Here is an 18,540-nt window from a genome sequence, read left to right as displayed (position 1 = left end):
CATCAGGCAGACTCCAACGGGGGACCGTTTCGGGGGCGCAACGTGATCCAAGTCTGGACAAGACCCAAGGGAACCGCATGACGATCCGCACGATCCTCGTCGACGACGAGAAACTGGCCATTCAGGGGCTGCAGCTCCGGCTTCAGGCCTTCCCCGATGTCGAAGTGATCGACACCTGTTCGAACGGCCGCGAGGCCATCCGCAAGATCAAGACCGAAAAACCCGACCTCGTCTTCTGCGACATCCAGATGCCCGGCTTTGACGGCTTCTCGGTGGTCAAGGGCGTGATGGAAATCGACCCGCCGCTGTTCGTGTTCGTGACCGCTTATTCCGAGCACGCGATCAAGGCGTTCGAAGCCAATGCCGTCGACTACCTGCTCAAGCCGGTTGAGGAAGACCGTCTTGCCGACGCACTGGACCGCGCGCGGACGCGTCTGTCCGAGAAGCGCGGCCGCGAAGAAGCCGAGAAGCTCAAGACCGTGCTCGCCGAAGTGGCGCCCGATGCCATGCCGGAAATCGAGGACGAGGGCGAGCCCGTTGCCGGCCGCTTCGAGAAGCTCATCAACATCAAGGACCGTGGCAAGATCTTCCGCGTCGATGTCGACACGATCGAGCGCATCGAGGCTGCGGGCGACTACATGTGCATCTACACCGGCGACAATTCGCTGATCCTGCGCGAGACGATGAAGGACTTGGAGCGTCGCCTCGATCCCCGCGTGTTCCAGCGCGTGCACCGCTCCAAGATCGTCAACCTCGATCAGGTGCGCCAGGTCAAGCCGCATACCAACGGCGAATGCTTCCTTGTCTTGGAAAGTGGTGCCGAGGTGAAGGTATCGCGCTCCTACCGCGACGTGGTAGCGCGTTTCGTTCACTGACCAAATTCGCCTCACACTTCCGCTCATGCTGAGCTTGTCGAAGCATGCCCGAGCCGGTAGCTGCGAAGGACGTGCCTGCCTCGCGTCCTTCGACAGGCTCAGGACGAGCGGAGTGCTTTGATGCAAGAATTTCTCATCCCCGGCTTTGATCTCGAAGCCTTCGTCACCGCAACGCTCGCCGAGGATCTTGGCGAAGGCCTGCCTGGCGGCGGACATGACGTGACCAGCGAAAGCGTGATTCCGGCCGATGCGCGCTTTTCCGGCGTGATGGACAGCCGCGACGCGATAACGGTGTGCGGCTTGCCGATTGCCGCCGCATTCTTCCGCGCGCTCGATCCTACCATGAAGATCGAAATTCTCGTCGCAGAAGGCGCGCAGGTTTTGCCCGGCTCCGACCTGATGCGGCTCGAAGGCAATGCCCGTGCGATGCTGACGGCAGAGCGCAGTGCGCTCAACACCGTCCAGCACCTTTCGGGCATTGCCACGCTCACCCGCCAGTACGTTGATGCCATGGGCGAGACGAACGCGAAATTGCTCGATACCCGCAAGACCATCCCCGGCCTGCGCCTCCTCGAAAAGTACGCCGTGCGCACCGGTGGCGGCACCAATCATCGCATGGGCCTGTGGGACGCGGCGATGATCAAGGACAACCACGTACTCGTCGCAGGTGGCGTGGCCGAAGCCGTGCGCCGCGCGCTGTCTGCAGGGGTCAAGGACGTGATCTGCGAGGTCGATCATATCGACCAGATCGAACCCGCTCTCGATGCCGGCGCAACCCGCCTGCTGCTCGACAACATGGGACCAGACTGCCTGCGCGAAGCCGTGGCGCTGGTTGCCGGCCGCGTCCCATGCGAGGCTTCGGGCGGGGTGCGGCTTGACACCATCGGCGCGATTGCCGCCTCGGGCGTGGATTACGTATCGGTCGGCCGCCTGACGCAGAGCGCGCCCGCCGCCGACATCGGCCTCGACTTCACGCCAATCGCCTGAACGGAACCCCAGATGCGCCCCGCCACCATCCGCGCCTTTGAAATCAGCGTGATCGCCAGCCAGCTGATCCGTATCGTCAACATCGTCGCCAATGCCGGCGCGATGGCAGCCGCGCTGGAAGTCGGCCGCAATGAGTTGCTGATCGGACCGTTTGCCAACGCGCTGGTCGCCATCGGTCTTGCGCTCGCAGTTTCTCGCGGCCGGTTTGCGATAGCGCGCTGGTTTCTCGCCGCCGTGATCGCGCTCGACGTGCTGGGCCTGGGCGGAATTCCGGCCGTGGCGACCATGATCGGCGTTCCCTTCGCGATCTTCTCGGTCATCGCCATCCTGCTGATGATTGCCGCAGGCGTGCTGATGTTCCTGCCGGCATCGACGGCGTGGCTGAAGCAGGACAAGGCTGGCTGAGACAATGCGATCACGCATCGCGGCGATTGCCTTCGGCCTCACCGCCACTCCTGCCCTCGCGCAAGGCTGGCAATGCCAGGTGCCACCGCAGATCAGCGTACCCGCCCTACCCGAGCCTGACGCGCCGCCGCGCATCGTGCCAACGACCGGCTACACGCTCGCCATAAGCTGGTCGCCCGAGTTCTGCCGCACACGCAAGCTCGACCCCGCCCATGCCACCCAGTGTTCGGGCAGGCAGGGACGCTTCGGCTTCGTGCTCCACGGACTGTGGCCAGATGGCAAGGGCGGCAAGTATCCGCAGTACTGCCCCTCGCGCCTGCGGCCGGATGCGCAGGTCCTGCGCCGCAACTTCTGCACCACGCCCTCGGCCGACCTGATGGTGCACGAGTGGGCCAAGCATGGCACCTGCATGGGGATTACCCCTGCGGAGTACTTCGACCAGGGCCGCGCGCTGTTCCAGGGTCTGGAGTTTCCCGACATGGCCCGTCTCTCGCGCACCGAGGGGCTGGACGTGGGCAAGGTCAAGCAGGCGCTGGTCATCGCCAATCCGCGCCTCCGGCCGGAAATGATCCGCCTGCTGCTGGGTCGCGATGGCTGGCTGCGCGAGGTGCACCTGTGCCATTCGCGCAAGCTCAAGCCCATGCGCTGCCCGATCGGCAACAGCGGGCCGCCAAACACGGTTCCGGTGAAGATCTGGCGCTCTTTCTAGCGCCGCTCGCGGAAGAACCGGCGCAGCATCTCGGCCGCTTCATCCTCGCCCATGCCGGAATAGACTTCGGGCCGGTGCAGGCAGGTGGGCTGTTCGAACACGCGCGCGCCGTGCTCCACCGCGCCGCCCTTGGGATCGCTGGCGGCGTAGTAGACCCGTGCGATGCGGGCGTGGGCAATGGCCCCTGCACACATCGCGCAGGGCTCGAGGCTCACCCACAGGTCACAACCTTCGAGCCGCTCCTGCCCGAGCGCCGCAGCCGCAGCCCGAATCGCCAGCACTTCGGCATGGGCGGTGGGGTCGCAGAGTGTGCGCGGCTGGTTATGGGCCGCAGCGATGACCTTGCCGTCGTTGACGACCACCGCACCGATTGGCACTTCGCCCTCATCGGCAGCAATACGGGCTTCCGCAAAGGCCAGTCGCATCGGTTCAGGCAGGGGCCAGCGGATCATGGTGCGGGGTATAAGGAGCAGATTGCTGCTTTCAAACTCCGAATCCTTGACTTCGCCCGGTGAATCGATAAGAGCCGCGCCTTCCCGATAGGTATTATCGAACACAAGCGAGTTTTAGCCATGTCGCGTATCTGCGAACTGACCGGTAAGGGCCGCCAAGTCGGTCACAACGTAAGCCACGCCAACAACAAGACCAAGCGTCTGTTCCTGCCCAACCTGCAGAACGTCACGCTGATGAGCGAGAAGCTGGAGCGCAGCTTCAAGTTCCGCGTTTCGACGCATGGTCTGCGTTCGGTCGAACACAACGGGGGTCTCGACAACTGGCTGCTCAAGCAGTCGGACACCAAGCTCTCGACGCGCGCCCTCAAGGTGAAGCGCGAGCTGGTCAAGGCGAACGCCGCCTAATCTTTCTGCCCGCAAGGGTTTGAAAATCGAAGGCCCCCTTTCCCTAACCGGATCGGGGGCTTTTGCTGTACCTGCTATCGGGCGGAAAGCGTCGCCGGATCGAACCAGAGCCTCAGCAGCCGTGTCTGCTGGAACGTCGAGGCGTTGGCGTCGGAGACCAGCCAGAGTGACAGCCCGTCCGTGCTAGGCGTCAGCGCCATCCCTTCCCAGTTCTCGCGCATGGCTGGTCCTTCGAGGCGGGCCAGTTCCGTGGTCGGCAGTGGCCGCCGGGGATCGAGGCGCGAGAGATCGGCCAGCACGATTCGCGCCGAGAAGCCGGGTGGTGAAAAGCCCAGCTTGCGCACAAGGATGAGCAGCCTGCCATCCGGCAGCGGCACAGCGTCCACCGGATCAAACGCCGCAGGGACGATGAATCCGAACTTTTGCGCCTTCGACAGTCCCGGACGACCTTTAACCAACAGCCCGAGATGAAGCCCGCCCCGACCGGTGCCGCAGGATTCGCACAGTATGATCCAGCGGCCATCGGGCAGGCGGGCCATCGCCTCGGCCCCGCCATTGCGCGGCCAGTCCCGCGTTTCGTTCACCGGGATGAGATTGGTGGCACCGGTGCCGGGGTCCGTCCGGACCACGCGCCAATCGTCTTCCAGCCCGGTCCAGAGGCTGCCATCGGCAGAATCACGCACGACACTTTCGGTATCGAAGCCAACGCTGGTGTGTCCATCGGGCCAGCGCTGCACCACCATGTTCGGCATCGATGAGGTGAAGGCGCCGGGCGTCAGCGACAAGGGGATCGAAAGCGTGCGGTTGCGGTCGCTGATGGCAAGCAGTCCGCCATCTTGCGGCACCAGCGCCGAATAGCCGCCGAAGCGGTGGTCCGCCCCTTCCAGCAACCAGGCCTGTTGCAGAATGAAGGGGCCAAGCTGCTTCCGCTCCGCCGCGGGGATACCCGGCATGAGGTCAGTGACGACAACCCGTCGGTCGAACGTGAAGGGGTCCTTGCGCTGCGTTGCCCAGACCAGCACGGCCAACGGCAGCAGGACGAGGAAGGTGAAGAGTTTGCGACGCACCGGCATGCCGTGGGCATCGCGCCCAGCACCGTCAATCGCGAAATATGCTCAGGTCCTGCAATCAGGCAGGGCGGAACTTCAGCGCATCGCCGTTGATGCAATAGCGCAGCCCCGTGGGCGCGGGGCCGTCGCCAAAGACATGGCCGAGATGGCCGCCGCATTGCGTACAGTGGACTTCGGTACGGACCATTCCCAGCGAACGGTCGGAACTGGTCGCCACGCCCTTGGGCAGGGGCTTCCAGAAGCTGGGCCAGCCGGTCCCGCTATCGAACTTGGTGGCGGACGAGAACAGCGGATGGCCATCGGCCGCGCAGACGAAGGTGCCCTTGCGATGCTCTTTCAGCAGTGGCGACGTAAAGGGGCGTTCGGTGCCTTCCTCGCGCAGGATGTAGAACTGTTCTGCCGTCAGGACACGGCGCCATTCAGCCTCGCTCTTCATGATCGGGAACGTGCCCTTGGCCGCAGGCTTGGCACTGCAGGCGCTGGCAAAGGGCAGGACCGAGCCTGCGGCGAGGAAAGCCATGAAGCTGCGACGCGAGGTTGACTGGGCGATCATCTGCAAACCTTCCGGTGTCCTGCCGATGGGAGAGAGGGTGTTACCTCGGGGGCGGAGTGCCCACCGGCAGGACTTGGGCCATGCTAGCCTGGTCCTGCCTGCTCCATCGTGACGCAGGTCATAGCACGACGACCTGTATCCGCGATTACCGCTTTTCGAGCACGACCTCGAGCTTGCGGAAGCCGTGGACGAAGTTGGCGCGAACGCGCTCCACTGCGCCAGCCACGCGCACCTGCATCCGCCGCTCGTGCATTTCCTCGAGCAGGATGCGCAGTTGCAATTCCGCCAGACGCGCGCCGACGCAGCGGTGCACGCCATAGCCGAAGGACAGGTGCCGCCGCGCATTGTCGCGATCGACGATCAGCTTGTCGGCGTTCTCGAACACGCTCTCGTCGCGGTTGGCCGAAATGTACCACAAGATCAGCTTCTCGCCGGCCTTGATCTGCTGGCCAAACAGGTCGGCATCGGCCGTCGCCGTGCGTCGCATGTGCGCCAGCGGGGTGACATAGCGGATGCATTCCTGCACCGCGTTGGGGATCAGCGAAGGATCGCGGGCGAGCAGGTCACGCTGGTCGGGGAACTGGTCGAGCGCGTGGACGATGCCTGACATCGTGTTGCGCGTGGTATCGTTGCCGCCGACGATCAGCAGCACGAGGTTGCCCATGAACTCCTGCGGGCTCATGTGGTTCATTGCCTCGGAATGGATCATCATCGAGATGAGATCGCCAGAGGGCTCGGCGCGCATGCGTTCGCCCCACAGGCGCTGGAAATAGTGCGCCATCTCGCCAAGGAAGCCGAAACGCATGTCGGACAGTTCGCGGGCGAGGATCAGTTCGACGTCACCGGCCCAGTCCGACCAGAACGTCAGCAATCGGCGATCCTTCCACGGGAAGCCGAACAGCAGCGCCAGCATGCCGGTGGTGAGTTCGATCGAGACCTTGTCGACCCAGTCGAACTTCGAGCCCCACGGCAGCGAATCGAGCACCTCGCCGGTGCGCTGGCGGATCTCCCGCTCCATCTCGACCATCTTGGCCGGGGTAAAGGCGGGGGCGACAGTGCGGCGCTGGCCGGTATGCTCGGGCCGGTCCATGGCGATGAACATCGGCAGCTGCCGTTCGGCCAGCAGCGCAGGATCGGTATCTGCCGGGGGATCGCCGATGGTGATGCCGCCATGCTTCCATGACGAGGAATAGAGTTCGGGAAGCGATTCGACGTGCTGGATCGCCTTGTGGTTCACCACGTTCCAGTAGGCACCGTAGGGCGATTCGGGGATGAAGTTGACCGGCGCTTGCGCACGCATCTCTGCAAAGATCGGCTGCCAGCGATCCTCGACATAGATGTCCGATCGGCTGACATCCCACTTGTGATTGTGGACCGGGGCGCCTTGCGGGTTCTCCTTGAGCCAGGCGGTGAACGCCTCGATCGCGGTGGGAGAGCTGCGGTAGGTGAACTGCTGGGCTTCGGGTGCAAGCTGCGTGGCCATGGCTATCCTCCGGAACGGCCGCACGTTGCCCGCACGGTCCTCGTCACTTTGGTAGCTTGCCACAACCTACACGGGTGTCAATAAGGTTTGCGCCTGAACCGTGCGAACACTCCGCCCCTGGCCTTGCCGCGCGCCGGGCCTGACTTCATCACCGTCCGGCGGAACAGCTGTGCTCCGGCCCGCACGATCACGACAACCCAGAACGCCTGCCACAGCAGCGCAAGGACGTGCGGCCACACCTCGGGCTGTTGCGCGGCGCGCGCCAGCATGGCGTAGGGCGAACTGACCGGGAAGATTATCGAAAGCCATTCCACCCACGTGCCCGGCATCGTCAGCGCATAGCTCGAGAAGAAGAACACCATCAGCTGGAACATCGAGACGGGCATCGAAAGCGTCTGCACCTCCCGCACCGTGGCCGCCATGCCGCCGATCGACAGGAACAGGGATCCCATCAGCAGATAGGCCATCGCGAAGTAGAGGAAACCGAGAACCAGGAACAGCGGCCAGCCCACTGCCGGGGCGGACAGGCTGGGCAGGCTTTCAGAACCGGCCAGCACGATCGCGCCGATGGCCGTACCCCACACGGCAATGCCGACAAGGCTGACGGCAAGCATGGCAAAGAGCTTGCCCATGAACAGGGCGTCCATCGGGATGGCCGCAGCCAGCACCTCGATGATCTTGTTGCCCTTTTCCTCGACAAGGTTGGACAGGACCATGCCCGCCAGCAGCATGGTCAGCAGGAACAGCAGAACCTGAGCGCCCTGTGCCGTGTAGATCTGGCCGGTGCGGACCTTCGCAATCGACGTGTTGACCTCCTCGACCTGCACGTCCGGATAGGCCGTTGGCGCCTCGGCGCGGGCGCGCGCGGCAAGGTTGGAAACAAGGCCGACCCACTGGCGTGCACGGTCGGCGGTTGCGGTCAGGGTCGGTCCATCGAGCGTCCCGCCGACCACCGCAGTCACCTCGCGGTTGCCATCGGCAAGGGCGCTCCGGGCATCGAAGGCCTTTCCTGGCGCGGCGGCGGCAAGTTCGATCATGTCGGGCAGGCCACCGGCCATTCGCCCGTCCAGTTCTTCGCGCGCGGCCATCATGCGCCTGTTGTCCTCCGCGCTCATGGCAAGGCCGATGGTCGGCCGCTCGACGTTCTGCTGGACCTTGGCGCCAATGTTTCCGGCAAGGCCACCCACGACAAGCGGGAAAGCCGGGCCGATCAGGAAGAAGATGAAGGTCTTGGAGAACACCACCGCGACGAAATCGCGCCGGGCGATGACCAGCGCGCAGCGCAGCTTTTCGGCAAATCCGCTCACCGCGCCTCTCCTTCGCTTTCCTCGAGCGCCTTGGCCGCTGCCTCGCCGGCGATGGCAACGAAGGCATCGTGCAGCCCCGCCCGCTCGATCGAAAGGCTGAGAATGCCGGCATCGCCTTCGATCAGCGCGCGCAGCAACGGTTCGACGCCGGTCTCGGGCAAGGTGAAATACCAGAATGCGCCTTCGTGCCGCACGTCGGCGGGGAGCGCCGCGCGCCATGGCCCATCCTGCGCGCGCGTTTCGAGCCGGACCTGCGGGCGCAGGCGGTCGCGGGCAAGGTCTACCGGTCCGGCGAAGGGCACCTTGCCGCCGGCGATGATCGCGATCCTGTCGCACAGGCGCTCGGCATGGGCGATGACGTGGGTCGAGAAGATCACCGTGGTACCGCCCGTTGCCAACGCACGGATCATGCGCTCGAGCTTGCCCTGGTTGAGGGCGTCGAGCCCGGAGAAGGGCTCGTCCAGCACGACGAGATCGGGCTTGTGGACGAGCGTGCCGAGCAGCTGGACGGTCTGCGCCATGCCTTTCGACATCTGCCGGATCTGGCGATCGGCCGCATAGCCAAGACCATGTTCTTCCAGCAATTCGCGCCCGCGGCGGCGTCCCTCCTTGAGCGGCACGCCGCGCAGCGCGGCGAGGAAGCCGATTGCCTCGTATGCCTTCATCGCGGGATAGAGGCCGCGTTCCTCCGGCAGGTATCCGATGCGCCGGGCGACCTCGGTCGGGCGTTCGTGGCCCAGCACGCGGCGATAGCCCGCGTCCGGATCGATGATGCCCAGCAACATGCGCAGCGTCGTGGTCTTGCCGGCGCCGTTGGGGCCGAGAATGCCATAGATCGCGCCCTTGGGCACGGATATGTCCACGCCATCGACAGCCGTGAAACCGTCGAAGCGCTTGATAAGACCTCGCGCCTCGATGGCGAGTTCCTCTCCGGCACTGTCAACCGCGTTGCCAGCCACCGGCCATTCCCCTAGCTCGATCTTCATGGGTCATCGCCCTAGCGATAGGCGATGAACGAGCAGGGCAGCAAGTGTGGTTAACTCAAGTCCAACTCTCGAAGGCAGAGAGGCAACTCCCGGGGGCAGAGGGGCAACTCTTGGCAGCGAAGGCCTGACTCTCGAGGGCAAACTGGCAGCGGAAGCCACGCGCCTGGGCTTTGCCGCCTGCGGCATCGCGCCTGCCCATGACGACCCCCTCAGAGCGGCCCGACTCGAACAGTGGCTGGGCGAGGGATGCCACGGATCGATGGAGTGGATGGAAACCCGGCTTCATCATCGCCGAGGGCCGCAATCCCTGTGGCCCGATGCGAGAAGCGTGATCGCGCTGGGGATGAGCTACGCCCCGGCGGCGGACCCCCGCGCGCTGGAGGCGCACCCGGAGCGCGGGCGCATTTCGGTCTATGCCCAGGGCGGCGATTATCATGACGTGGTGAAGCGCAATCTCAAGGCGCTGGCGCGCTGGCTGGTGGCCGAGGTGCCGGGGGCCGAGGTCAAGGTCTTCGTCGATACCGCGCCGGTGATGGAAAAGCCGCTGGGGCAGGCAGCGGGGATCGGGTGGCAGGGCAAGCATACCAACCTCGTCAGCCGGACCCATGGTTCGTGGCTGTTCTTGGGCGCGATCTACACCACGCTGGACCTGACGCCCGATGCACCGCATGCCGACCGCTGCGGATCGTGCACGGCGTGCCAGACAGCCTGCCCGACGAATGCTTTTCCCAAGCCCTATCAACTGGATGCGCGGCGGTGCATTTCCTACCTGACGATCGAGCACAAGGGCCCGGTGGCGGAGGAATTCCGCGAGGCGCTGGGCAACCGCATCTATGGCTGTGACGATTGCCTGGCGGCCTGTCCGTGGAACAGCTTTGCGAGGGCCGCGCAGGCCAACCGGGCGTTCCTGCCCCGCGCCGAACTGACCGCGCCGAAGCTCAAGGAACTGCTGGCGCTGGACGATGCCACGTTCCGGCAGGTGTTCAGCGGCAGTCCGATCAAGCGGATCGGGCGGGACCGGATGGTGCGCAATTGCCTTTATGCGGCGGGCAACAGCGGCGAGCGGGCATTGCTCCCTGCGGTGACAGCCCTTGCCGACGATCCCGACCCGGCGGTGGCAGATGCCGCCCGCTGGGCCGTGGCCCGTTTGGCCTAGAGCATTTCCTTGAGCGGAACGCTGGCGTCGGCGAGCTGTTCAGGTGCGATCTGGGCGCGGGCTTCGACCAGCTTCTTGCCCTGCACGTAGTCCTTGACCATGTTCACGCAATCGAGCGCGATGACCTTGCCGTTCTTGAGGTAGACCACCGAGAACGAGCGCGTGGCCGGATCGCCGCGCAGCACGGCGTTGTCATGTCCGGTGGAGAGGCCGACCGTCTGCAGGCGCAGGTCATACTGGTTGGACCAGAACCACGGCGTCGCCTTGTAGGGCGCTTCGGTGCCGCAGATGCACTTGGCAACGGTGGTGGCCATGTCGTTGGCGTTCTGGACGGATTCGAGGCGGATCACGGCGCCGTCGGCGAAGTCGTTCGAGTGAGCCGCGCAATCGCCGATCGCATAGACATCGGGCAGCGAGGTGCGGCACAGTTCGTCGACATCGACGCCGTTTCCGCCTGAAGCGCCAGCAGCCAGCAGCGGGCCGACGCACGGGACGATGCCGATGCCGACAATGACGATATCGGCCGGGATGACCGACCCGTCCTGCATCTTCACGCCGGTCGCCTTGACGCCATCGCCTTCGATGCAATCCATCGCCGCGCCGGTGCGCAGATCGACGCCATGGGCGCGGTGTTCGGCCTGGTAGAATTCGGACAGCGCTTCACCGGCGACGCGCGCAAGCACGCGCGGCAGGGCTTCGAGCAGGGTGACCGAAACGTCGAACTTGGTCAGCACGGCGGCAGCTTCGAGGCCGATATAGCCTCCGCCGACGACCACGGCGCGCTTGGCTCCGGCGTCCAGCTCCGCCATCAGCCGGTCGGCATCTTCCTTGGTGCGGACGGCGTGGACGCCCTTGAGGTCTGCCCCCATGCAGGACAGGCGGCGCGGATCGCCGCCAGTGGCCCAGATCAGCTTGCCGTAGCCGATCTCGCTGCCATCGCCGAGCTTCACTGTGTGTGCGGCGGGATCGAGCGAGACGACTTCGGCGCCGAGCTTCATCTCGACGGCCTTGTCCTCCCAGAACTGTGCCGGGCGGATGCAGATGCGCTCGAAGGTCTTTTCGCGCGCGAGGTATTCCTTGGACAGCGGCGGACGCTCGTAGGGAATTTCCGGCTCGCGCCCGATCACCAGGATGCGGCCTTCAAAGCCGTTCTGGCGCAGCGCGATCGCGGCCTGCGCGCCGCCGTGCCCGGCACCCACGATGATGACGTCTGCCTGTTCCATTGCGAATCCTCCCGGCTGTTGCGAGGGCGTTTGGCCAAAAGCCCGCGTTCGTCAACTGACAGACGCGGAAAAGTCCGTTTCAGCCAACCGATTGCCCGGATCAGATTTCGACGATCGCCCCGGCGAGCCGTTCGACTTCTGCGCGATCATGGCTGACGTAGAGGATGGGCAAACCCACTTCGTCGCGCAGGCGCTCGATGGTGCGCATGATCTCTTCGCGGCGGGCGCGGTCAAGCGAGGCCAACGGTTCGTCCATCAGCAGGAAGCGCGGGTTGGACAGCAGTGCCCGGCCGATGGCAACGCGCTGGGCCTCTCCGCCCGACAGGCTTCGTGGCCAGCGATCGAGCAGATGGGCAAGCCCGAGGAAGTCGATGACATCGGCTTGTGACATCGGTCCATCGCCACGCGCGCCATAGGCAAGATTGGCACGGACCCGCATGTGCGGGAACAGGCGCGCGTCCTGGAAGACATAGCCCGAGTGGCGCTGCTGGACGGGTATGTCGATTCCGGCGGCGCTGTCGAACAGGACTTGGCCGCCGACTACGATCCGGCCGTGATCGGGCCGCAGCAGACCGGAAACCATGTTGAGCACCGAGCTCTTGCCCGCGCCCGAAGGACCGAACAGTGCGGTCAATCCATTGGGGGCAAGGAAATTGCAGGCAACCATCGCCTTGCCCAGCCGACGCGATACCTTCACCTCAAAGGACATGGGAGCTTCTCCCCATGCGCCGGGCAAGCATCTCGGACACGACCAGCGCGATCAGCGACAGCGCCACGGACGTGGCCGCCAGCCGGGTCACCGCATCTTCACCGCCGGGTACTTGCAGGGCGCTGTAGATGGCCAGCGGCAGGGTCTGCGTTTCGCCGGGAATGTTGCTGACGAAAGTGATCGTTGCGCCGAATTCGCCGAGCGAGCGGGCAAAGCCGAGCACGGTTCCGGCAATCACGCCGGGCAGCGCGAGCGGAACAGTGATGGTGCGGAACACGCGCCAGCGCGAGGCGCCCAGTGTCATCGCCGCGGCTTCTAGGCGCTGGTCGACGGCTTCGATCGACAGGCGCATGGCGCGGACCATCAAAGGCAGCGCCATGACGGCAGCGGCAAGCGCGGCCCCGGTCCAGCGGAACATGAAGGTGAGGCCGAGCGCCTGCTCCACCCACGCGCCGATCGGGCCTTGCGGTCCGAAGGCGAGCAGGAGCAGCCAGCCGGTGACGACCGGGGGCAGGACCAGCGGCAGGTGGATCAGCGCATCGAGCATGACCTTGCCGGGAAATCGCCCTCGCGCCAGAGCCCATGCCAGAGCGAAAGCGACAGGCAGGCAGGCTGCGACCGCGACGGCGCCGACCCTGAGCGAAAGCCGGACGATCTCAAACTCTTCGGAAGTCATCGGCGCTGGCCGAACCCGCGCCGGAGAAAGATGGCGCGACCTTCGCGCGAGATCAGGAAGCGACGGAAGGCTTCGGCATCGCCATGGCGCGAGGTTGCAAGCAGGGCGACAGGGTAGGTGATCGGCTGGTGACTTGTTGCGGGGAAAGTCCCGACCACTCGCACGCGGCGCGAGGCCATGGCATCGGTCGCGTAAACGATACCGAGGGGGGCGGCGCCACGTTCAACCAGCGCGAGGGCTGCGCGGACGTTCTCGGCGGCGGCGACCTTGCCCGCGACGCCGGTCCAGACGCCCAGCCTGGTGAGCGCTTCGCGTCCGTAACGTCCGGCGGGGACGGCGGCCGGATCGGCCATGGCGAGGCGGCGGGTCCCAAGCGCCTTGGCCAGCGGAAAGTTGCGGGTGATCTGCAGGTTCAGGCGGCTTGGCAGCGGGGCAACGAGGACGAGGCGGTTCTCGGTCAGGCGGGCGCGGGTGCCGGACTTGAGCAGGGACTTGCCCTGAAGGTAGTCCATCCACTCCTCATCGGCAGAGGCGAAAAGATCGGCGCGGGCGCCCGCTTCGGCCTGACGCGCCAAGGCCGATGAAGCGGCGAACGACAGGACGGGGCGCGGGTGGCCCTTCCTGGCCCAGGCGGCGGCTGCATCGGTCATCGCTTCCTGCAGGCTGGCCGCAGCGAGGACCAGCGGCCCCTTCTCCTGCGCAAGCGCCGGAGTGGCACCCGCAAGCGCGATCAGCAGGGCAAAGAGGGCGCGCAGCAGAATCGGCGGCATCACGGTTCCGGAACAAGCTATGTTCGGCTGTATATACCATGATGCCGCTGCGGCAATGTCCTGCTTGGACAGCTTACCGGCCGAGCAATGTCCTTGCCTGGCTGGCCACTTGCGCCAGCATGGCCGGTGACACCACCGGAGCGGCCTGAGCGCGGGCGACGAGGCTGCGGAACTGCCGCACCGCCGCGGCATTGGCCGTAAGCCAGTCGCCGACGAACGCGTCGGGTGAGCCGCCCTTGGAGCGCGCGAGGAAATCGAGGCGCATCTGCTGGAAATCGCGGGCGAGGCCGGCGACAAGCAGACGCTCCCACGGGTCTGACGGGTTCATCCGCCGCGCCGCCTGCTGTGCCCAGTCGATGCCGAGCGCCGCGCCGAGATCGGCGAAGGCACCAGTCAGGGCTGCGGCATCGACATTGACTTCGCCTGCAAGGTGGGCGAGGCCGATGGCGCCGTCCATGTCGTAGAGGTGGACAAGGCGTGCGGCGATTTCGGCGGGCACGCCGCTGGTGGCAAGGTCGTCCGCCATGCGGCGAGCTTGCGCCTGCGCGGCACCTCGCAGCAGTTCTGCGGTGGTATGCGAAAGCAGCGCGACGCCGCCGAACAGGTCCTCGATCAGGTCGTCGGGCGATTGCGTGCCGCGGCCCGAACGCAGGACATCGGCAACATGGCCGCGCAGGCCTTGCGCCACGCGGTCGAACAGGTCGAGCCGGAGGGTTTCGGGCATCTGCGCCGAATCGAGCAGGCCCCAGGTCTTGCGCAAGTCGAGCAGGCGCTCTGCCGCGACGAAGGCCGCAGCGACCTGCGCGAGCGAGACGCCTTCCTCTTCACACAGTTCGAACGGGATGACCGGCCCCATGCGGTTGATGATGCGGTTGGCGAGCTTGGTGGCGATGATTTCGCGACGCAGGCGGTGGTGGACGATCTCGCTTTCGAAGGGTTCCTGCATCTGCGGCGGGAAGGCTGCGACGAGCTCCTCCTCCAGCACCGGGTCATCGACCACCTTGCTCTCTTCCAGTTCGCGCTGGAGGACGAGCTTGCTGCTGGAGAGCAGGACGGCGAGTTCGGGGCGAGTGAGGCTCTGCCCGGACGCGGCGCGACGGGCGAGGTCTTCGGCGCCGGCGAGGCCCTCGGTCTTGCGATCGAGATCACCGCCTTCCTCAAGCACGTCGATCAGACGCGACCATGCCGGCATGGCAGTAGCGCCACCGCGTTCGGCGATGGAGAGGGCCAGCGCCTGCAGGCGGTTGTCCTCGAGCACGAGGTGCGCAACCTCGTCGGTCATCGCCGCCAGCAGCTCGACGCGGGCGTCCTCGGTCAACTTGCCCGAGCGCTTGGCCGCGGCGAGCGCGATCTTGATGTTGACCTCGTTGTCGGAGCAATCGACGCCGGCGGAATTGTCGATGAAGTCGGTGTTGATGCGCCCGCCATGCAGCGAGAATTCGATGCGCGCGGCCTGGGTGATGCCGAGATTGGCGCCCTCGCCGATGACCTTGGCACGGACTTCGTTGGCAGATACGCGGACGGAGTCGTTGGAAGGATCGCCGACGTCGACGTTGTTCTGCGTGCTCGCCTTCACGTAAGTGCCGATGCCGCCGAACCACAGGAGGTCCACGGGGCTCTGCAGGATCAGGGAGATCAGCGAATCCGGATCGATCTCGGGCAGTTCGACGCCGAGCAGGGCCTGGACTTCGGCTGAAAGCGGGATTGATTTCATCGAGCGCGGGAAGACACCGCCGCCTGCCGAGATCAGGCTCTTGTCGTAGTCGTCCCAGCTGGAGCGGGGCAGCGCGAACATGCGGTTGCGCTCTTCCCAGCTACGCGCCGGATCGGGATCGGGATCGAGGAAGATGTGGCGGTGGTCGAACGCGGCCACGACCTTGAGCACCTTTGACAGCAGCATGCCGTTGCCGAACACGTCGCCCGACATGTCGCCGCAGCCAGCGACGCGGATCGGCTCGCTCTGCACATCGACGCCCAGTTCGAGGAAATGGCGGCGGACCGAGAGCCACGCACCGCGCGCGGTGATGCCCATGGCCTTGTGATCGTAGCCCTTCGAGCCGCCGCTGGCGAAGGCATCGTCGAGCCAGAAGTCCTTCGATTCGGCGATGGCGTTGGCAACGTCGGAGAAGGAGGCAGTGCCCTTGTCGGCGGCGACAACGAAGTAGGGGTCCTCGCCATCCCGGATCACGACGTGGGCGGGATGGACGACCTTGCCCTCGATGATATTGTCGGTGATCGACAGCAGGGTGCGGATGAACACCTGATAGGAGGCCTTGCCTTCGGCGAGCCAGCCTTCGCGGTCCTTCGCAGGATCGGGGAGCTGCTTGGGATAGAAGCCGCCCTTGGCACCGGTGGGCACGATGACGGCATTCTTCACCCGCTGCGCCTTCATCAGGCCGAGGATCTCGGTGCGGAAGTCGTCGCGACGATCGGACCAGCGCAGGCCCCCGCGGGCGACCGGGCCGGCGCGCAGGTGGATGCCTTCGACGCGCGGCGAATAGACGAAGATCTCCCGCCACGGCAGCGGCTTGGGCAGGCCGGGAACAAGTGCGGAATCGATCTTGAAGGCCATTGCCTCTGCTGCAGCAGGCGCGAAGGCATTGGTGCGCAGGATGGCGCCGACCAGCGCGCGGAAGCTGCGCAGGAGGCGGTCGTCGTTGATGGCCGCGACGCCGGCGAGGCCGGTCTTGATGCGCTCCTCGGCTTGGGCAAAGGCCTGATCGCGCTGGCCGGTGAAGGCAGGGTCGTGGCGGGCGACGAAGGCGGCGACGAGGCCACGGGTGACGGCGGGGGCGTTCTTGAGCGCTTCGACCACGGTGGGGATGCCGAAGGTCATGCCGGCCTGGCGCAGATAGCGGTAGAAGGCGCGGAGCCAGTTCGCCTCGACCGCGGTGAGGCCGGTGGCAACGATCAGGCGGTTGAATGCGTCATCCTCCGCCGCGCCATTGATCACGGCCGCGAGCGAGCTTTCGATCGAGGCCGCGCGCGAGAGCAGGTCTTCGATCGAGCTGTCGGCCGGGTGAGCGACGAGGAAATCGTGGATATAGCCAAGGCGGCCGCCGTCGAGCGGGGTGGGCACTTCCTCGAGCACCCGAAAACCGAAGTTTTCGAGCACCGGCACGGCATCGGAGAGGACGATTGCGCCTTCGCGCTGATAGAGCTTGAGGCGCAGCACCGCCTCGCCCGGGTTGCGATGCAGGCGAACGGCACGGCGCGGGGCCTTGCTGCCCGCCAGCGTGCGCAGGACGCGGATATCGCGTGCTGCCTCGGCAGCGCCCGAAGCGTTGCGGTAGGACAAGGGGAAGGCATCGGCATAGCGCGCAGCGATCGCGGCAGCGCGCGAAGGTTCTTCGCTGGCAGCCAGCTCGGCTTCGACAGCGCCCGCCCAGCCACGCACCATGCCTTGCAATTGCAGGTCGAGGGCCGCCTCATCGACCTGCCCATCCTGATCGCGCACATCGAGCACGAAGCGCAGCATCGCCAAGGTGCTGCCTTCTACCTGCAGCGACCAGTCGATCACCTGCGCACCGGCGGCCGCTTCGAGCATGTCGCGGATGGCGAGACGAACCTCGGTCGACAGCACATCGCGCGGGAGCCAGACGAAAGCGAAAAGGTGCCGTGCGAGCGGAGCTTCGACCAGAGCAAGGCGCGGACGCGGGCGATCGACCAGGCTCATCATCGCGGTCGAGACACGCTCGAGATCGGCATCGTCGAAGCTGACGAGAAGATCGTGCGGCAGCGCAGTGAGCGCATGGACCAGCGCCTTGCCGGCGTGGCCGTTGGCGGCAAAGCCGAACTTGTCCATCAGCTCGGCAAGCTGCGTGCGCAGGCGGGGGACGCGATCTGGCGCTGCGGCAAGCGCGGCGCTGGTCCAGACCCCGGCATGGACAGACAGGGCCACGACCTTGCCACCTTCAATGCGCGGGACCATGAACAGATCAAGCGGCACGCGGCGGTGAACGTTGGCGATACGGTTCGCCTTGACGATCAGGGGCGCGCGGCCCTTTCCGCTTTCGAACCAGCGAAAGGCGCGGTCAAAGGAACTTGCGGCAAGCAGGCTGCGGTCGCTGGCGCGGCAGATGCCGAGCGCCTTCTCTTCGCTGCCATCGCGATTGCGCGTGACGCTGCCGAGCTGGGTGAGCATCCCATCGGCGAGCCAGCGCAGAAGTGCGGCGCCTTCGGGATCGGCAAGACCAGCCGCATCCTCACGCATGGCCGCTTGCATCAGCGGCCAGTCGGTAACCGCAGCGCGCACGTCTCGCAGCGTTTCCTCGAGCGCGGCGACAAGGCCGCGGCGTTGTCGGGCATCGGCGCGTTCGGTTTCGAGATAGACTATGGATTCGCGGCGTTCGCCCGAGGCGTCGCCTGCCGGAAATTCGGTGAGGTTGCCTTCGCCGTCGCGGCGCACCGCAACGACCGGATGGACGAGACGGTCGATCGCCAGGCCCTGCGCCGTAATGGCCGAGGTGATCGAATCGACCAGAAACGGCATGTCGTCGTTGATCACGGCGAGGCGCAGATGCCGACCGTCGCTATCCGAGCCGCTGACGCTTTCGATGGCGATGGCAGGATCACTGCCTTGGCGCTGTGCAGCAGCGCCGGCGGCAAAACGGGCCGCTTCGGCGAGGCGCGCAGCATCGAAATCCATCGCTTCGTCGGGCAGCAGCGCGCCGGCAAACCGCTCGGCCAAGGCCAATGAAAGCTGATCGGAGGGGGGTTGCGAAGAGGAAGCGGCAGGGGCTTGCGGACGGCTTGCGGACGTTGACGCCATGGC

Annotated in this window: 17 protein-coding genes; 6 read left to right on the top strand and 11 right to left on the bottom strand. The window is 65.8% G+C overall.

The features are described 5' to 3' along the window. The first annotated feature begins 77 nt into the window (after positions 1–77). From IM701_RS00330 to IM701_RS00315, 4 genes are all read left to right on the top strand, one after another. Positions 78–875, top strand: coding sequence for a LytTR family DNA-binding domain-containing protein (locus IM701_RS00330; RefSeq protein ID WP_039333025.1), 798 nt, complete (start codon positions 78–80; stop codon positions 873–875). 120 nt (positions 876–995) lie between these two features. Next, positions 996–1,862, top strand: a complete 867-nt coding sequence (gene nadC / locus IM701_RS00325) for a carboxylating nicotinate-nucleotide diphosphorylase (protein ID WP_039333026.1) — start codon at positions 996–998, stop codon at positions 1,860–1,862. Positions 1,863–1,874: 12 nt separating this feature from the next. After that, positions 1,875–2,267 carry a hypothetical protein gene (locus IM701_RS00320; RefSeq protein WP_039333027.1) on the top strand — a complete coding sequence of 131 codons (393 nt, stop codon included), beginning with the start codon at positions 1,875–1,877 and terminating at the stop codon, positions 2,265–2,267. Positions 2,268–2,271: 4 nt separating this feature from the next. Next, entirely contained in the window at positions 2,272–2,976 is a 705-nt protein-coding gene (locus IM701_RS00315; RefSeq protein ID WP_193827445.1) for a ribonuclease T2, read from the top strand. On the opposite strand, the gene IM701_RS00310 is transcribed toward IM701_RS00315, so the two are convergent. Next, positions 2,973–3,428: a nucleoside deaminase gene (locus tag IM701_RS00310; protein WP_193827444.1), complete on the bottom strand. Its 456-nt coding sequence runs from the start codon at positions 3,426–3,428 to the stop codon at positions 2,973–2,975. The two genes, IM701_RS00315 and IM701_RS00310, sit on opposite strands and share 4 nt — an antisense overlap. 120 nt (positions 3,429–3,548) lie before the next feature. Here IM701_RS00310 and rpmB point away from each other — a divergent pair, with 120 nt between their 5' ends. Further along, complete coding sequence (gene rpmB / locus IM701_RS00305; RefSeq protein ID WP_039333029.1) at positions 3,549–3,833, top strand: 50S ribosomal protein L28; 285 nt, start codon at positions 3,549–3,551, stop codon at positions 3,831–3,833. Positions 3,834–3,907: 74 nt separating this feature from the next. On the opposite strand, the gene IM701_RS00300 is transcribed toward rpmB, so the two are convergent. The 5 genes from IM701_RS00300 to IM701_RS00280 form a co-directional block, all read right to left on the bottom strand. Next, a complete protein-coding gene (locus IM701_RS00300) occupies positions 3,908–4,900 on the bottom strand; it encodes an esterase-like activity of phytase family protein (protein WP_193827443.1) in 993 nt (330 codons plus the stop codon). 61 nt (positions 4,901–4,961) lie between these two features. After that, complete coding sequence (gene msrB / locus IM701_RS00295) at positions 4,962–5,456, bottom strand: peptide-methionine (R)-S-oxide reductase MsrB (protein ID WP_193827442.1); 495 nt, start codon at positions 5,454–5,456, stop codon at positions 4,962–4,964. Between the two features lie 145 nt (positions 5,457–5,601). After that, on the bottom strand, positions 5,602–6,939 hold the full coding sequence (locus IM701_RS00290; protein ID WP_193827441.1) for a cytochrome P450: 1,338 nt from the start codon (positions 6,937–6,939) through the stop codon (positions 5,602–5,604). A 77-nt stretch (positions 6,940–7,016) separates the two neighbouring features. Beyond that, positions 7,017–8,246, bottom strand: coding sequence for an ABC transporter permease (locus IM701_RS00285; RefSeq protein WP_193827440.1), 1,230 nt, complete (start codon positions 8,244–8,246; stop codon positions 7,017–7,019). Further along, complete coding sequence (locus IM701_RS00280; protein ID WP_193827439.1) at positions 8,243–9,232, bottom strand: ABC transporter ATP-binding protein; 990 nt, start codon at positions 9,230–9,232, stop codon at positions 8,243–8,245. Before IM701_RS00280 ends, IM701_RS00285 begins: the two co-directional genes overlap by 4 nt. A gap of 124 nt (positions 9,233–9,356) precedes the next feature. Between IM701_RS00280 and queG the strand changes: the two genes are divergently transcribed. Beyond that, the gene (gene queG / locus IM701_RS00275) at positions 9,357–10,388 is read left to right on the top strand and encodes a tRNA epoxyqueuosine(34) reductase QueG (RefSeq protein ID WP_370584369.1); all 1,032 of its coding nucleotides are present in this window, start codon (positions 9,357–9,359) and stop codon (positions 10,386–10,388) included. On the opposite strand, the gene IM701_RS00270 is transcribed toward queG, so the two are convergent. The 5 genes from IM701_RS00270 to IM701_RS00250 all read right to left on the bottom strand — a co-directional run bounded on the left by IM701_RS00270 (position 10,385) and on the right by IM701_RS00250 (position 18,537). Beyond that, positions 10,385–11,611 carry an NAD(P)/FAD-dependent oxidoreductase gene (locus tag IM701_RS00270; RefSeq protein WP_039333041.1) on the bottom strand — a complete coding sequence of 409 codons (1,227 nt, stop codon included), beginning with the start codon at positions 11,609–11,611 and terminating at the stop codon, positions 10,385–10,387. The genes queG and IM701_RS00270 overlap by 4 nt on opposite strands. 100 nt (positions 11,612–11,711) lie before the next feature. After that, complete coding sequence (locus IM701_RS00265; RefSeq protein ID WP_039333043.1) at positions 11,712–12,320, bottom strand: molybdenum ABC transporter ATP-binding protein; 609 nt, start codon at positions 12,318–12,320, stop codon at positions 11,712–11,714. Continuing rightward, positions 12,310–12,996: a molybdate ABC transporter permease subunit gene (gene modB / locus IM701_RS00260; protein WP_193827438.1), complete on the bottom strand. Its 687-nt coding sequence runs from the start codon at positions 12,994–12,996 to the stop codon at positions 12,310–12,312. Before modB ends, IM701_RS00265 begins: the two co-directional genes overlap by 11 nt. After that, positions 12,993–13,766, bottom strand: coding sequence for a molybdate ABC transporter substrate-binding protein (gene modA / locus IM701_RS00255; RefSeq protein WP_193827437.1), 774 nt, complete (start codon positions 13,764–13,766; stop codon positions 12,993–12,995). Before modA ends, modB begins: the two co-directional genes overlap by 4 nt. Before the next feature lie 73 nt (positions 13,767–13,839). After that, a complete protein-coding gene (locus IM701_RS00250; protein WP_193827436.1) occupies positions 13,840–18,537 on the bottom strand; it encodes an NAD-glutamate dehydrogenase domain-containing protein in 4,698 nt (1,565 codons plus the stop codon). Positions 18,538–18,540 lie beyond the last annotated feature (3 nt).

The sequence above is a fragment of the Novosphingobium sp. ES2-1 genome (assembly GCF_015169775.1).
Lineage (GTDB): Bacteria > Pseudomonadota > Alphaproteobacteria > Sphingomonadales > Sphingomonadaceae > Novosphingobium > Novosphingobium subterraneum.
This window is presented reverse-complemented; position numbering and strand designations above follow the sequence as displayed.

Coding starts and splice junctions, on each gene's coding strand:
- IM701_RS00330 (WP_039333025.1), top strand. CDS start 78: ATGACGATCCGCACGATCCTCGTCGACGACGAGAAACTGGCCATTCAG.
- nadC (WP_039333026.1), top strand. CDS start 996: ATGCAAGAATTTCTCATCCCCGGCTTTGATCTCGAAGCCTTCGTCACC.
- IM701_RS00320 (WP_039333027.1), top strand. CDS start 1,875: ATGCGCCCCGCCACCATCCGCGCCTTTGAAATCAGCGTGATCGCCAGC.
- IM701_RS00315 (WP_193827445.1), top strand. CDS start 2,272: ATGCGATCACGCATCGCGGCGATTGCCTTCGGCCTCACCGCCACTCCT.
- IM701_RS00310 (WP_193827444.1), bottom strand. CDS start 3,428: ATGATCCGCTGGCCCCTGCCTGAACCGATGCGACTGGCCTTTGCGGAA.
- rpmB (WP_039333029.1), top strand. CDS start 3,549: ATGTCGCGTATCTGCGAACTGACCGGTAAGGGCCGCCAAGTCGGTCAC.
- msrB (WP_193827442.1), bottom strand. CDS start 5,456: ATGATCGCCCAGTCAACCTCGCGTCGCAGCTTCATGGCTTTCCTCGCC.
- IM701_RS00290 (WP_193827441.1), bottom strand. CDS start 6,939: ATGGCCACGCAGCTTGCACCCGAAGCCCAGCAGTTCACCTACCGCAGC.
- IM701_RS00280 (WP_193827439.1), bottom strand. CDS start 9,232: ATGAAGATCGAGCTAGGGGAATGGCCGGTGGCTGGCAACGCGGTTGAC.
- IM701_RS00270 (WP_039333041.1), bottom strand. CDS start 11,611: ATGGAACAGGCAGACGTCATCATCGTGGGTGCCGGGCACGGCGGCGCG.
- IM701_RS00265 (WP_039333043.1), bottom strand. CDS start 12,320: ATGTCCTTTGAGGTGAAGGTATCGCGTCGGCTGGGCAAGGCGATGGTT.
- modB (WP_193827438.1), bottom strand. CDS start 12,996: ATGACTTCCGAAGAGTTTGAGATCGTCCGGCTTTCGCTCAGGGTCGGC.
- modA (WP_193827437.1), bottom strand. CDS start 13,766: ATGCCGCCGATTCTGCTGCGCGCCCTCTTTGCCCTGCTGATCGCGCTT.
- IM701_RS00250 (WP_193827436.1), bottom strand. CDS start 18,537: ATGGCGTCAACGTCCGCAAGCCGTCCGCAAGCCCCTGCCGCTTCCTCT.